The 14,061-nt window shown below is 68.2% G+C and carries 12 protein-coding genes; 7 read left to right on the top strand and 5 right to left on the bottom strand.

The genetic code is table 11. The features are described 5' to 3' along the window. Positions 1-110: 110 nt before the first annotated feature. A complete protein-coding gene (locus DBO33_RS01350; RefSeq protein ID WP_234390643.1) occupies positions 111-695 on the top strand; it encodes a TetR/AcrR family transcriptional regulator in 585 nt (194 codons plus the stop codon). Between the two features lie 8 nt (positions 696-703). Here DBO33_RS01350 and DBO33_RS01355 read toward each other — a convergent pair whose 3' ends face one another. Then, positions 704-1,675 carry an NAD(P)H-dependent flavin oxidoreductase gene (locus DBO33_RS01355; RefSeq protein WP_107653421.1) on the bottom strand — a complete coding sequence of 324 codons (972 nt, stop codon included), beginning with the start codon at positions 1,673-1,675 and terminating at the stop codon, positions 704-706. 341 nt (positions 1,676-2,016) lie between these two features. Between DBO33_RS01355 and fadD5 the strand changes: the two genes are divergently transcribed. Both fadD5 and DBO33_RS01365 read left to right on the top strand, forming a co-directional pair. Next, positions 2,017-3,588, top strand: a complete 1,572-nt coding sequence (fadD5, locus tag DBO33_RS01360; protein WP_107653422.1) for a fatty-acid--CoA ligase FadD5 — start codon at positions 2,017-2,019, stop codon at positions 3,586-3,588. A gap of 27 nt (positions 3,589-3,615) precedes the next feature. Beyond that, positions 3,616-4,221: a cysteine hydrolase gene (locus DBO33_RS01365; RefSeq protein WP_107653423.1), complete on the top strand. Its 606-nt coding sequence runs from the start codon at positions 3,616-3,618 to the stop codon at positions 4,219-4,221. An 18-nt stretch (positions 4,222-4,239) separates the two neighbouring features. Here DBO33_RS01365 and DBO33_RS01370 read toward each other — a convergent pair whose 3' ends face one another. Beyond that, positions 4,240-5,199 carry an MBL fold metallo-hydrolase gene (locus DBO33_RS01370; protein WP_234390644.1) on the bottom strand — a complete coding sequence of 320 codons (960 nt, stop codon included), beginning with the start codon at positions 5,197-5,199 and terminating at the stop codon, positions 4,240-4,242. A 151-nt stretch (positions 5,200-5,350) separates the two neighbouring features. Between DBO33_RS01370 and DBO33_RS01375 the strand changes: the two genes are divergently transcribed. The 4 genes from DBO33_RS01375 to DBO33_RS01390 all read left to right on the top strand — a co-directional run bounded on the left by DBO33_RS01375 (position 5,351) and on the right by DBO33_RS01390 (position 12,238). Then, on the top strand, positions 5,351-5,590 hold the full coding sequence (locus tag DBO33_RS01375; RefSeq protein WP_107659858.1) for an acyl carrier protein: 240 nt from the start codon (positions 5,351-5,353) through the stop codon (positions 5,588-5,590). Next, positions 5,587-10,074: an SDR family NAD(P)-dependent oxidoreductase gene (locus tag DBO33_RS01380; protein ID WP_107653424.1), complete on the top strand. Its 4,488-nt coding sequence runs from the start codon at positions 5,587-5,589 to the stop codon at positions 10,072-10,074. The genes DBO33_RS01375 and DBO33_RS01380 overlap by 4 nt, the downstream gene beginning before the upstream one ends. Beyond that, complete coding sequence (locus tag DBO33_RS01385) at positions 10,071-11,786, top strand: fatty acyl-AMP ligase (protein WP_107653425.1); 1,716 nt, start codon at positions 10,071-10,073, stop codon at positions 11,784-11,786. The genes DBO33_RS01380 and DBO33_RS01385 overlap by 4 nt, the downstream gene beginning before the upstream one ends. A 74-nt stretch (positions 11,787-11,860) precedes the next feature. After that, the gene (locus DBO33_RS01390; RefSeq protein WP_199856916.1) at positions 11,861-12,238 is read left to right on the top strand and encodes a hypothetical protein; all 378 of its coding nucleotides are present in this window, start codon (positions 11,861-11,863) and stop codon (positions 12,236-12,238) included. Positions 12,239-12,310: 72 nt separating this feature from the next. On the opposite strand, the gene DBO33_RS01395 is transcribed toward DBO33_RS01390, so the two are convergent. From DBO33_RS01395 to DBO33_RS01405, 3 genes are all read right to left on the bottom strand, one after another. Further along, positions 12,311-12,730 carry an RNA-binding S4 domain-containing protein gene (locus DBO33_RS01395; protein ID WP_267897872.1) on the bottom strand — a complete coding sequence of 140 codons (420 nt, stop codon included), beginning with the start codon at positions 12,728-12,730 and terminating at the stop codon, positions 12,311-12,313. 2 nt (positions 12,731-12,732) lie between these two features. After that, the gene (locus DBO33_RS01400; protein ID WP_306796124.1) at positions 12,733-13,365 is read right to left on the bottom strand and encodes a C40 family peptidase; all 633 of its coding nucleotides are present in this window, start codon (positions 13,363-13,365) and stop codon (positions 12,733-12,735) included. A 408-nt stretch (positions 13,366-13,773) separates the two neighbouring features. Then, complete coding sequence (locus DBO33_RS01405) at positions 13,774-14,052, bottom strand: hypothetical protein (protein WP_107653427.1); 279 nt, start codon at positions 14,050-14,052, stop codon at positions 13,774-13,776. Positions 14,053-14,061 lie beyond the last annotated feature (9 nt).

The following is a 14,061-nucleotide window of genomic DNA, read 5'->3' on the forward strand; positions in this document are numbered from 1 at the left end:
GTGTTCATGGTCGGGAGGGGCCGCCACTTCGACCAGAGGCAAAACCACGGAAACCGTTCCATTCGGGACGGATTCGCGACATTTGTACGGGAGGCACATTGTCGTCGGAAGTGAAAAGACTGACGGGCAGCACGGATCGCCGGGTACGGCGGACCAAAAGCCTGCTGCATCGGGCGTTGATCGAACTCATGCTGGAGCGCGGTTACGACCGAATCTCGGTGCGCGACATCTTGCACCGGGCCGACGTCGGGCGGTCCACGTTCTACGCGCACTTCCGCGACAAGGACGACCTGCTGTTGCTGAGCAGCACCGACTACCTGCGGGCCGCGGTGACCGCACCCGGCGCCGACGCGGGTGCGGACGCCACGACGCCGCTGGCCCCGGTGCACACACTGTTCCAGCTGGCCGCGGCGAATCCTGAGGTGTACCAAGCCCTGCTCGGTCGCAAAAGCGGTGCGCTGCTGCTGCGGACGACGCGGGAGATGGTCGCCGAGATCCTCGCCGAACGCCTCGCCGAGCAGCTCGACATGGATGAGGCCGAGTTCGCCGCGACCGTGACGTTCCTGTCCTGGGGCGTGGTCGGGATCCTCGGCGCGATCGCCGACGCCGACCCGCCGCTCTCGCCCACCGAGGCGTACCGGCGGCTGGTGCAACTGATCGGACCCGGCCTGTCCGGCCGGGTCCGATCAGGCTGAACAGGGGGTCAGGCGACCACGCCGGCGAGCCGGGCGGTGATGAGCGCTTCGGCCTCGCTGACCATGCGGCTGATGAGCTCCGCGCAGGTGGGGATGTCGTGGATGAGGCCCTGCACCTGACCGGCGCTCCAGATGCCGGCGTCGAGGTCGCCCTCTTCGAAGACGCGGCGGCCGCGGGCGCCGGCGACCAGGTCGCGCACGTCGTCGAAAGTGCCGCCCGCCTTCTCGATTTCGACGACCTTGCGGCTGATCTCGTTGTCCGCGACGCGGGCGGTGTTGTGCATGGTGCGGAAGATCAGCTGGGTGTCGCGTTCGGTGTGCGCGACGATCTGCTCCTTGACCTTCTGGTGCACCGCGGACTCCTGCGTGCACAGGAAGCGGGTGCCCATGTTGACGCCGTCCGCCCCGAGGGCGAGCGCGGCGACCAGTCCGCTGGCGTCGGCGAAACCGCCGGACGCGACCATCGGAATGTCGAGCACCCGTGCGGCGGCGGGGATCAGGATCAGGCCGGGCACGTCGTCCTCGCCGGGGTGACCCGCGCATTCGAAACCGTCGATGCTGACGCCGTCGACGCCGATCCGCTGCGCCTTCAGCGCGTGCCGCACGCTGGTGCACTTGTGCAGCACCTTGATGCCCGCGTCCTTGTAATACGGCAGGAACGGTTCCGGATTGCTGCCTGCCGTCTCCACGATCTTGACGCCGCTGTCGATGATCGCCTGCACGTACTCGGCGTACGGCGGCGGGTTGATCGACGGCAGGATGGTGACGTTCACGCCGAACGGCTTGTCGGTCAGCTCCCTGGTGCGGGCGATCTCGCGGCGCAGGTCCTCGGGTGTCGGTTGGGTGAGTGCGGTGATGAAGCCGAGCCCGCCCGCATTCGCGACGGCCGCGACGAGCTCGGCGCGGCCGACCCACATCATTCCGCCCTGCACGATCGGGTGTTCGACGCCGAAGGTCTCGGTGAACCTGGTCCGCAGCATTGCGCTCTCCTCTGCCTCGCGCGGGCGTGCCAGTTCGCCCGAAGACCTGAATGGTGACACGGGGATCCACTCGGGTTCAACCCATAAGTGAGCCAGCATTCGCATCTGGATGCCACACTTGAGCCTTTGACCGCCCGTTTAGACGGGCGGAAGTTCAGGGAAACTGCCTGCTGAACCGCCGTTTTCCGGCTGGAACGGCGCATCGGCCGAATTAACCGCGATTCATTACTTGATCTCTTGCCGCTGCGCTAAGTTACTTGTTATTCTGCTCGCAGTTCAGCCCGTCACGGTTGTCGGCCACCCCGGCGGACGCAGGTGACGGTCCGAGAGGAGTTCGTGGCATGACCACCGGTGCGCAGGCGCTCGACGAGCCGCTCAGGTCGCGGCGCAACCACTGGAACAACCAGATCGCCGGGCACGCGCAGATGCGGCCCGACGCGGTGGCGCTGCGCTTCCGAGGTGCGGACACCACCTGGCGGCAGTTGCACGAGCGTTCGCAGAAGTTCGCCGACGCGCTCGCCCGCCGCGGTGTCGGCTTCGGCGATCGGGTGCTGATCCTCGCGCTGAACTACCCCGAATACATCGAGGCCGTGTTCGGCATCAACGCACTCGGCGCCATCGCGGTCCCGGTCAACTTCCGGCTCACGCCGCCCGAGGTCGCCTACATCGTCAGCGACAGCGGCGCGAAGGCGATCGTCACCGACACCGTGCTGCAACCGCTGGCCACCGCCGTGCAGGCGCAATCCGCCACGCTGGAAACCTGTTTCGTGATCGGCGGGGCAACCGCGGACGGCGTGCTCGGCTTCGAGGACGTGCTCGCCGAGGGCGGTACGCCGCACACCCCGCTCGACATTCCCGAGGACACCCCGTCGCTGATCATGTACACCTCGGGCACCACCGGCAGCCCCAAGGGCGCGATCCTGTCGTACGCGAACATGAATTCCCAAGCGCTGACCGTCATTCGGGCGCTCGCGACGGAGCAGAGCTCGATCGGTTTCTGTACCTCGCCGCTGTTCCACATCGCCGGACTCGGCAGTCTCGCACCGTGTTTCCTGCTCGGTGCGAAGACCGTGCTGCATCCGCTCGGCGCGTTCGACCCGACCGAATTCCTCGACGCGATCGAGCAGGAGCAGGCGACCAGTGCGTTCTGCGTGCCCGCCCAATGGCAGGCCATCTGTGCCGAGCCGACGGTGAAGGAACGCAAGCTGGCGCTCACCGCGCTCAGCTGGGGTGCCGCACCCGCCTCGGACACGGTGCTGAAGGCGATGGCCGAGTGCTTCCCGAACGCGTTCAACGTGGCGGTATTCGGTCAGACCGAGATGTCGCCGATCACCTGCGTGCTGGAGGGCAAAGACGCGCTGCGCAAGCTCGGCTCGGTCGGCAAACCCATCCCGACCATCCAGGCCAGGATCGTCGACGACGAGATGAACGATGTCGCCCCCGGCGAGGTCGGCGAGATCGTCTATCGCGGACCCACGCTCATGCAGGGCTACTGGAACAAGCCCGAGGCCACGGCGGAGGCGTTCGCGGGCGGCTGGTTCCACTCCGGTGACCTGGTCAGCCAGGACGAGGAGGGCTTCATCTGGGTGGTGGACCGCAAGAAGGACATGATCATCTCCGGCGGTGAGAACATCTACTGCGCCGAGGTGGAGAACGTGCTCTTCGCCCACCCCAAGGTCCGCGAGGCCGCGGTGATCGGCCGGGCGCACGAGAAGTGGGGCGAGGTGCCGGTCGCCGTCGTCGCGCTCAACAGCGCCGAGGACGAACTCACCCTGGACGAACTGACCGCGTTCCTCAACGAGAACCTGGCCCGATACAAGCATCCCAAGGATTTGGTGCTGGTCCAGGAACTACCGCGCAATGCCAGCGGCAAGGTCGTGAAAGGCCAACTGCGCAAAGATTATTCATCCTGATTCGGGTCAGCTGAGTATGGTCGGGGGATGGCGAATCCTCGTATCCGCGCAGCCGTACTCGCCCTGCACTGGCAGGTGAATGTCATCAAGTCCGAGGGTTTCTTCGGGCCGATGCTCGCGGAGCCGGTGGCGGCCAGCGGGGTTGTCGCGCGTGCGGTGGAGTTTCATAACGCCGCCGCCGCGCGCAAGATTCCGGTGGTCTTCACCCGCTTCACCATTCCGGTAGGCGAGGGGGAACTGGTGCGCAACACCGGGTTCATGCGCTCGGTGGGCGCGGCGCAGACCGAGTTCCGGCCGGATTCGCCGGGCAGCCAGCTCATTCCGGAGATGGCGGCGCAGGCGACCGAAGTCTTCGACAACCAGAAGCTGTCCGGGTTGGCGGGCAACGCACTAGCGGAGTGGCTGGCCGGACAGGGAATCGATACCCTGTTCATCACCGGTGTCGCGACCAACTTGACGGTGGAGCAAACGGCAAGACAGGCCACCGATCTGGGCTTCACTGTGCACGTGCTGGCCGACTGCACCGCCGCTGCCAACGTGGCAGCACACGAAGCTTCGCTGGCCAACCTAGAACTCGTCACCGCGGGTTCGCTCACCGCGGCACAGGCGCTGGAGCTGACCGGCCGCCACTGACATTCGTGGCACAGCGCCTCAGGCCCGGGCCAGGACCGCGTCGTAGTCGTGGCTGGCGATGACCTCGATGTCGGCCGGGAGGGCGTGCAGGCGCTGGATGGTGCGGAAGGCGGCGTCGCGGTCGGCGTCGAAGAGGTTGCCGGGCATGGGAGCTTTTTCGCGGATCAGTTTGATTTGCAGCGTGTTCCAGACGGCGTCGCCGGCCAGCAGTACTCGGGTGCCGTCCTCGACTGCCAGCAGGACACCGATGCTGCCGGGGGTGTGCCCGGCCAGGTCGACGAGGATGACGGCGCCGTCGCCGAATACGTCGTGGCTGCGCGGGAAGGTGAGGACCGGCGGGCCGTCCAGTTCCACCGGGGCGACGGCCTGGCCGCGCAGGGGTTCGCGGATGACGCCGATCGGGGCCTCGGCACCGCGCATCGCCCAGTCGTATTCCACCGCGGGGACCCTCAGTTCGATCGAGTCCGGTAGTTCGAGCAGGCCCGCGACATGGTCCCAGTGCAGGTGGGTGGCCAGGGTGAAGTCGATGTCGGTGGGTGCGAGATCGCGGGCGGCGAGCGCGTTGCTCAGTCCGAGGACCGGCTTGTCGGGAGACACCAGCTTGCCGACCGGAAACGGGTGCCCGGACAGGACCCGCTCGTGCACATCCGAGCAGATGGCGGGATCTACCAGGAATCTGGCCTGCGGATGCTCGATCAGGAAGGCGCCCATCGACATCGGCAACTCGCGCAGGCTGCGCACCCCCTCGGCGACGATGATGGCAGGCGCGGCCATCTTCGCCTGCGGCAGCGCGGTCAACCGGACCGTCGCGGTGGCCTTCGGCGCGGGCGCATCCGCCAGGCTTGCCAGAAACGCCGCGTCGGGCTGCCGCGGGCGGAGCAACCGGCCGGGCGTCGCGGCCAGCGCGGCGCAACAGCGGGCCAGCGTGCGCAGGGTTCCAGGGCGGCCATCGGCCAGGCGTGCGGAGTTTTCGCTCACCTCGCCACGGTAGGTGATGGGTGTTCGCGGCGCATGCCGCGCAAGAGACTCTTCTCCACAGTGCGATATCTCGGCATAATCGCGGGGGGTACCTGGGCGGTCGAGACGAGCCGCCGTTGCGGGGGTACGTCTCGGGATGGATCGGAGCTCGATGGTACGCAGTCGTGCGGCGCTCACCACCACGGCGGTCACGGCCGTGGCGGAGCTGCTCGGCGTCGACGCGACCGCCGTCTGCACCGACGCGCCGTTCGCCGACCTCGGCCTGAACTCCACCCAATTGGCCCGGTTGACGGCACGCCTCGAGGACGCGACGGGGGTGGAGGTTTCGCTCACCGCGATGTACGACTACCCCGACATAGACCGGCTGGTCGAGTATCTCGCGATGCGATGACCGGGGCCGGGGTATCCATCATCGGGATCGGTTGCCGCGTGCCGGGAGCCGAAGGCGACGACTTCCGGCGGCTGCTGGGGCGCGACGCACCCGGTCCGAAATCGGACGGGCCGCGCGGTGAGTATCCGGACGACACCGCGTGGTTCGACACCGAATGGTTCGCCATCACCGACCAGGCGGCGGCGCTGCTGGATCCGCGGCAGCGGATAGCCATGGAGGTCGCGGTCGAGGCCATCGATGACGCCGGTATCGGCTATCGCACCAGAGGTTCGGGAGCCGCGGTGCTCTTCGGCTACGACCACAGCGCGGTGCTGGGCCGGGATGGACTCGACGCACCGCACGCAGGCACCGCGCTCAGCGGCGTCGCCACTCGGCTGTCCGCTGTGCTGGAGCTGCACGGACCGAGCCTCGTGGTGGACAGCGCGGGTTCGTCGTTGGTAGCCGTCGACTTGGCGGTCCGGCTGCTCGTCGACGAGGCGGTGCCGTTCGCCGTCGTGGGCGGGGTCGACCTGCCGGCACGCTATGCCGGCTGCGCCGTGGTGATCATGCAGCGCACCGATGATGCCGTGCGCGAAGGCAATCGGGTATACGCGGAACTCGTTGCGAAATCAGATTCCGTTGTTGCACAAGGCGTTTCATCGACCACCGAACAGATCCGGAACGGCTCGACGGCCTCCGATGACGTTTACCTTACGGCCGGCACAGGCCTGATCGGACTGATCGATGCGGCACTGTCTATGCACTACGGAGCCGGCACGGCTACGGTCGGTGCGCGCAGTCCACAGGTGTCCACCCGGCCTGTCCACTCGACCGCTGCGCGGCCCGGCGAACACGGCTGGGGCGTAGGCGTATTCGACATCGGCACTGCGCACAAGGTGCTGCGCCGCATCGAGACACCCCCGGTGACCCGCGGCGACGATCCTCCGGTACTCATCCCCGTCACCGGGCGCGACGCCGAAGAACTGAGCGCACAGGCGCTCCGGCTCGCCGACCGACTCGAATCCAGTGCCGATCCTTTGCGCGAAATCGCTTCCGCCGCTTCGCGGTTGCTGCCGGAGCGGATGCGGGCCTGCGTGCTGGCGGGGGACCGCGACGATGCGGTGCAGGGGCTGCGCGCGCTGGCAGGCGACGATCCGAGCACCGCGGTGATCGGTCCGTCCCCGACTCGACGGCCGGGCGGACTGTTGTTCTTGTTCGCCGGTACGGGCGAACAACATCTCGCCATGGGACGGGCACTCGCCGCCCGGCACAGCGCATTCGCGGCCGCCTTGACCAGGGTCGCCGACGCGATCGTCACGGCGGGCGGCCCGCGGGTCTGGACGCCGCGGCACGGCTTCGCCCTCGGCGCTGCGACACTCGCCCATCCCGCTATTTTCGCGTTCCATTTGGCGATGGCGGAGTTGCTCGCGACGTGGGGTATCCGGCCGGACGCGGTGGTGGGGCACGGTCTCGGCGAGATCGCCGCGGCCGTGGTCGGCGGCGCGCTGTCACTGCCCGATGCGGCACGGGTCGTGTTGCGGCGCAGCGCGATCCTGTCCGAATCCGGGCACGGCGACGCGGTAGCCCTGCTGTCGGCGCCGTCGCACGAGGTGGTGAAACTGGTGGAGCCGATGCGCGCACAGGTCACCGTCGCGGCGATCAACGGTCCGCGGTCGGTGGCCGTCTCCGGCACCCCGCGATACATCGATACGCTGGTGCGCCGAGCCAAGCGCCGCGACATGCCCGCACTGCGGATCGCCGGCGAGTCCGCCGCCTACCCGCGCCTCGCCACCGTGCCCGCGGAGTTCATCGAATCACTCGCCGACATGACGCCGATGACACCGCACACTCCCCTGTACTCCACCACCCGCCGCGGCGAGCTGATCGATACCGCAGCGCTGGACGGCAAGTACTGGGCCGAGAATGCTTCGTGCACAGTCGATCTAGCATCCGCGCTGGAGCGGGCTGCCGCAGCCGGGCTCTCGACGGTGCTGGAGCTCGCGCCACATCCCTCGTTGCTGTCGGCGGTCGAGGAGTACCCCGAATTCCAGGACGGCGCCCACCCGGTAGCGACTCGTGCCGACGAGGCCGGCGAATTCCTGACCTGCCTTGCCCGTCTTCATCTCGAAGGCCGGCCGGTCGACTGGTCCGCGCAAGGCCCGTTCCGGGCCGCACCACGACGGGTGTGGCGCAAGCACCGATTCCCCCTGCCTGCCGACGCGGCGACACCGGCGGCTGTCGAATCCGATTCCGCTCCTGAGGATCTCGCGGATCACGTGATCAACGGCGCACCGACCGTGCCCGCGACCTTCTGGCTGCTCGGGTTGCTGCAGCTGACCCGCACCGGCGGCGCCGCCGCGACGATGCTCACCGACTTCGTGCTGCACGAGCGGCTCGATCTCGCGGCACTGCCCGCGGTCCGCTATCGCAGGCAGGGCGGAAGCGTACGGGCGGAGGTCACGGCGGCCGCAGCGCTGGCATCGGCGCGGCCCGGCGGCGACCCCACACCCGCGGATATCGTCGCATGGATGCGAGTGGTGGATGCCAACCGGGCTGGGCGGCACCGCATGCGGGTCATCGCACCTGCCGCCTTCTACGATGCGCTGCGCGAGCTACGGCTGGAGTACGGGCCGCGTTTCCGGGTGCTGCGCGGCATCGCGACGGGACCCGATCGGGCGATCGGCGTGTTCGACGTCGCGGAAACGCGGAGTGCCGCAACGTTGAGTGGTTGCTTGCATCTGCTCGGTGCGATTGTTTTCGAAGAGATGCCCACGGGGGCGAGCCCGCTATCGATCGGGATCGACTCCGTCTGGCTGTCGGCCGAACCGAATCGGGTGGTGCTGGAGGCGCACGCCTTGCTCAGCGAGCGCACCGACACCGAATTCAGCGGCGACGTCATCGGCACCGACCAGCACGGTGTGCCGTGTCTGGCGATGTCCGGCGTGCGCATCCGAATCGCGGAATCCAGCACTTCCGCACGTCTTTCCGTGCGCCCACGAGGTACCGAGTGGCGGGTACCGCTCCGCCAGGAGATGTGGGAGTCGCTCGACACCGACTTCTTCGGCACAGCGAGCTACTCTCCCGACCACCCTAATGCCGTACGCGCCTTGGTAATCGGCGATTCGGAACTGGCTATCCGGTTGTCCGACACCCTCTCGGCCACCCTGCCCACCGAGCGGGTCGCTCGTGAACCCGACGCCGCGAGTCCCCTCATCACCGCCTTGCCGATGTCGGGTACCGGTGGCGCGCACACTGCCGTTGTGCTCGTCTGGCCGGCCGAAACAGCCTCGGCGGCCATGCTGTCCGACCCCATCGGCCCCGGCCGGAGTGCCACCGCGACCACCTGCCGGGTACTCGACCTGCTGCAACGCGTGCATGCCGACGACGGCACCGGGTCCGTGACGGTTGTGCTGCCGGAATCCGTCGAACGAACCACCGCGGCCGGGCTGCTGAGCGCCGATACCGATGCTTTGGCTGCCCCACCGGCCATCGCCGGTCTGGTTCGCTCCTTGCAGCTCGAATCCGACCTTCCGGTGCGCCTGATCTGGATCGACACGGATCCCAGAAACATCGCACCATTGAGTCGACTCGTTGCTCAGGGACTGGGCGCTTCGACCCGGCTGCTCGACGAGATACGGCTCAGGGCAGGTACTTTCGCGATCCGCCGCTTCATGCCCGCACAGCTTCGTCCTATTCCGACCGCCACCGTCGACACCACCGGCACCTACGTGGTGACCGGCGGTTTGGGTGCGGTCGGCGCGGTCGCGGTGCGCTGGCTGCTCGATGCCGGGGCACGCGACGTGGTGGTACTCACCCGCGCGCCCCGTCCGGTGCCCCCGCTGCTGGACGGACTGGAGGACCGGATCGTCATCGTGCGCTGTGACGCCGCAGATCGACGTGATCTCGCGAACGCGCTCAACGACATTCGGGAATGCGGCTCCACCATCCGCGGTGTCGTACACGCCGCAGGCGCAGCGACCGAAGCAACCTTCGACACGACCACCCCGGGGCAACTGGCCGAGGTGTTCTCGCCCAAGCTGACCGCGGCAGGCAATCTGATCGGACTCACCTCGGCCGACCCGACCGACTTCATTCTGCTGTTCTCCACGGCCGCCGGCGCACTCGGCGCACCGGGCCGGGCGGCCGAAGCCGCTGCCAACGCCGCGATGGATTCCCTCGCACTGGCGCACCCCGGGCGGGGCGTGCTCAGCATCGGCTGGGGTGCGTGGGCGACAGGGCCGGCAGTGCCGCTGCGGCAGGCGGGCACAGCCGGCTTCGACGTCCGCAGTGCGGCCGCGTTGCTGTCCGATGCGCTGCGGTACACGGGGGCATACCTGTTGGCCGTCGACCACACCCCGTCCGCCGACACCTCACCCATGGCGATGCGGCTGTCGAATCTGCTTGCGCCCATGGCGGTTTCATCCGAGCCCACCCGCACGGCCGAACGCCATACACTCGACTCCCTCGGCCGCCTGGTCGACGCACACCTCGGCGAGGCCCCATGACCGCCTGCAACAGCCTCGCCGCCCGGATCGCCGAGTGGGCCGCGTCCCGGCCGGACACGGTGGCCTGCACCGAGCTGCGCTACCGGATCCACGAGCGGCTGCCCGTCAGCGTGACCTACGCCCGCTTGCACGCCGCCGCAGGCGAACTCGCCGAACGCATCCGGGACGGCAGCGCACCGGGCGACCGCGTCGCCATCCTCTGCGCGCACGGACTCGACTATGCCGTCGCGTTTCTCGCCTGCCTGTACAGCAATCGCATTGCGGTGCCGTTGTTCCCGGCGGCCGGTACCCGCAACAAGGAGCGGCTGCTCGCGGTACTCGCCGATGCGCGGCCCACGCTCGCCTTGCTCTCGCACGGCGACTCGACCAGTTCGTCCGTACTGGGTCCCATGCTCGGCCAGGTGCTCGAACTGCCGCCGGATGTCACTGCGTCGCCGCAGGATTCGGCCGAGCCGGTCATCGACCCGATCCGCACCGAACTCGCCTACCTGCAATACACCTCGGGTTCCACCCAGTCGCCCGCCGGCGTACGAGTCACCCATTCGAACATGACCACGGCACTGGACCAGCTCTGCCAGGCGCTGGCACCCTCCCCGGACAAACCCATCCTGACCTGGCTGCCGTTCTTCCACGACATGGGTCTCATCCTCGGCATGGCGCTGCCGCTCTATTGCGGCGTGCTCGGTGTGACCATGTCCCCCTCGGAGTTCGTGAAGCGCCCGATCCGGTGGCTGCGGGCCGTCAGCGACTACCGTGCGGGCATCACGGGTGTACCGAATTTCGGCTTGGCCCTTGCGGTTTCGGCGACGACGCCGGAGGAGCGGGCCGGGCTCGACCTGTCCTGCCTCGACATGCTGCTCAACGGCTCCGAACCCATCCGGGCCGAGGCCCTCACGGACTTCACCGCGACGTTCGCCGAGTACGGGTTCCGGCATCGGGCACACACGCCCGGCTTCGGCCTGGCCGAGGCGACGCTGACGGTGACCGTCGGTGACTGGCGAAAACCGCCGGTGGCACAGCATTTCGAGCGAAGTGCGCTCGCCGAGGGCCGGGCGGTGCCGCATGCCGCCGATCCGCCACCGCTCGGCGGTGCGCCGCTGGTGGGTTGCGGCGCGCCGATCGGTCAGGACGTGCGCATCGTGCACCCGGTGTCCTGCGTCGAGCTGCCGGTCGGCCGGGTCGGCGAGATCTGGGTCGCCGGCGCCAATGTGTGCGACGGCTACCACGGCAGACCCGACGCCACCGCCGAGACCTTCCATGCCACGCTGCGCGGCAGCGACGCTCGCTGGCTGCGCACCGGGGACCTCGGCTTCTGGTTCGACGGCCAGCTCTACATCGCGGGACGCCGCAAGGACGTCATCGTGGTGGACGGCCGCAATCACTTTCCGGTCGATATCGAGGCGACGGTCGAGAGCTGCGCCGCCGCGATCCGGCCCGGCCATGTGACGGCGTTCGGGCACGACGACGGGCGCCGCGAGGATCTGGTGATCGTCGCCGAACTGACCGCCGTCGAGGCCATCGAGCCCGCCGAACTCTCGGCGCTGGCGCGTCGGATCCGGGCCGAGGTCGCGGCCGCGCACGAGGTGATCCCCGGTGCGGTGATGCTGGTCGAGCCTGGACGCATACCGAAGACGACCAGCGGAAAGCTGCGCCGTGGTGAGTGCCGGGCCCGCTATATCGCCGGTCAGCTCGAGCCGGTGGCGATGATCTGAGCTCGGCCGAAACACCGTCGAGGTCCCGCCGATCCGGCCGGCTGGCCGCGAGGATGTGGCCTATGGCAACCGAGATCATCGCTGTGCGATGGAAAGACGTCCCCGAGGAGCACGACTACCCCGCGGCGGCCGACTATCTGGAGTTGCTGGCCGGACCGAAGATCGTCAGCGCGGTGGTGGACGATCTGCGAACGGCCCCGATCGTGCACAAAAAGGCGAAGGACATTCTTCGTGCCGCGCGGCTCGACCTGCTGCCACCGGAGAACCTGCACGTCCGCCGCGACCTGATCAAGATTCACAACGGCAAGGCACTGTCGCCGATCCTGTTGGTGCGCGGCGACTTTCGCACCGGCGCACCGATGGTGATCGCCGACGGATACCACCGGGTCTGTGCGATCCACTGGGCCGACGAGAACCTTGCTATTCCGGCGAAACTCGCCGCGATGCCGTGATTTTCCCGCGCCGCGCATTCACAAATGCGCTGCGGCGAATCGCCTAGGCGCGCCGACTTCGACGAAGAACGTTCAGTCTTCGGTGCGGCCGAGCAGCCGATCCGTCTCGCGCCGTTCGCGTTTGGTGGGCCGGCCGGAGCCGCGGTCGCGCCGCGGCAGGGCGGCGAGCAGTTCGCGCGACGGTGGCGGCGGGCTGCGATCGATCAGGCATTGGGCCGCGACGGGGGCGCCGACGCGTTTGGTGACGATCTGTTCCACGATCACGATGCGTTCGAGGCCGCTGACGCGGATGCGCACCTCGTCGCCGGGCTTGACCGGCTGGGCGGGTTTGGCCGCGACGCCGTTGACGCGGACGTGACCGCCTCGGCAGGCCGCGGCGGCGGCGGATCTTGTTTTGAACAGGCGCACGGCCCAAGTCCAGGAATCGACTCGGGCCTGCGTCGCAGTGCTCTTGTTTCCGTTCGCACGGATGCCGTTATCGGCGGGGGTCACCCTTAAACGATACGGCGTGCGGTGACGACGTCGCCGGGGCGGAGCGGGGTGTAGGAGACGGGCGAGCCGGACTGGACGGCGTTGAGCAGCTTGCCGTCGCCCGCGTAGATGCCGACGTGGTTACCGCCGTTGGTGATGACGATGTCGCCGGGCTGCAGGTTCTGGAAGGCCACCGGAGCGCCGACGTGCGACTGCTCGAAGCTGGTGCGGGGGAGTTCGACGCCGGCCTGCCGGTAGGCCCACTGGACCAGACCCGAGCAGTCGAAGTTGGAGGGGCCCGCAGCACCCCAGGAGTACATCGCGCCGACCTTGGTCTTGGCGGCGTCGAGCGCGATATCGCTGGCACTAGGAGCGGGATTGAACATGCCGGGCATGTTCGGCGCGAAGTTGGGGACGCCGGGCGCCGACTGCTGCGGGGCACCGGGCAGCTGCGCGTTCGGCATCGCCGAGACAGCCTGCTGGATCTGCTGGTTCAGTTGCTGGACCGGCGCCTCGTATTCCTGCGGAACAGGAACATCGAAGTTGCCGAGGCCGGGAATGCTGACGGTTGCCGCCATCGCGGGAATCGCCGGCATGGCACCGGTTGTCGCGGCCACCGCGCCCATCACGAGGGCACCCTTGACGGAATTCGGCAAGCGAGAATCCCGCTGCATGCTGTGTTTACCCACCGAGCTACGTCTCCGATCTTCGTGCTTTCCCGCCGACCGGGCTAGCTGACCAGAAAATGGCCGCAAGGCATCACCCGAATGAACCCTGTGGGTGATCCCGGCACGACAGCCGGGAAGATGGCCCCGACGGCCGTTAAGGCGGTAACTCTGTGGCGCCGCTTCTCTTTCGAAGCGACAGGATTCCACTAAGTCACGAAGAGATTACGATGCCGACGCGGTGTTGTCCAGCGCACAGACCTGCGAGTTTTTCACTCTCGGCAAACCCGCTGGACGATCGCCCGGAAACGCGACACGCCCACTAGGTCACGACACGATCTCGGCGCAGCGGTGTCCGTTACCGATCGGCGGCAAATGTCCGAATCGGCCGCTGCGAATTCAGGATTCGTGGCCGTTCGAGGACTCGTCGTCGCGTTCGGCGAGCGCCCGCTCGAGTTCGATGATCCGGCGCCGCGCATCGGCCAGTCCGACTTCCAGCTGCCCCAAAGCCATCACCAACGGCCCGACCGCCAGATCCGCCACCAGCTGCGGATCGTCATAGCCGCGCTCTATCGCCACCAGGATGTTGGAGCGGATGCGCCGCGCGACGGTGGCACCCGCCGGAACGTTCCAGGATTCGACCACCTCGGCCGTGGTGGGGGTGGGTTCGTCGGACATGGCCCTCCG

Origin of the sequence: Nocardia suismassiliense, from assembly GCF_900269665.1 — a bacterium.
GTDB classification, from domain to species: Bacteria; Actinomycetota; Actinomycetes; order Mycobacteriales; family Mycobacteriaceae; genus Nocardia; species Nocardia suismassiliense.

Excerpts from the sequence above, each read along its gene's own strand:
- DBO33_RS01355 (WP_107653421.1), bottom strand. The coding sequence starts at position 1,675 with ATGCTGCGGACCAGGTTCACCGAGACCTTCGGCGTCGAACACCCGATC.
- fadD5 (WP_107653422.1), top strand. The coding sequence starts at position 2,017 with ATGACCACCGGTGCGCAGGCGCTCGACGAGCCGCTCAGGTCGCGGCGC.
- DBO33_RS01365 (WP_107653423.1), top strand. The coding sequence starts at position 3,616 with ATGGCGAATCCTCGTATCCGCGCAGCCGTACTCGCCCTGCACTGGCAG.
- DBO33_RS01375 (WP_107659858.1), top strand. The coding sequence starts at position 5,351 with ATGGTACGCAGTCGTGCGGCGCTCACCACCACGGCGGTCACGGCCGTG.
- DBO33_RS01380 (WP_107653424.1), top strand. The coding sequence starts at position 5,587 with ATGACCGGGGCCGGGGTATCCATCATCGGGATCGGTTGCCGCGTGCCG.
- DBO33_RS01385 (WP_107653425.1), top strand. The coding sequence starts at position 10,071 with ATGACCGCCTGCAACAGCCTCGCCGCCCGGATCGCCGAGTGGGCCGCG.
- DBO33_RS01405 (WP_107653427.1), bottom strand. The coding sequence starts at position 14,052 with ATGTCCGACGAACCCACCCCCACCACGGCCGAGGTGGTCGAATCCTGG.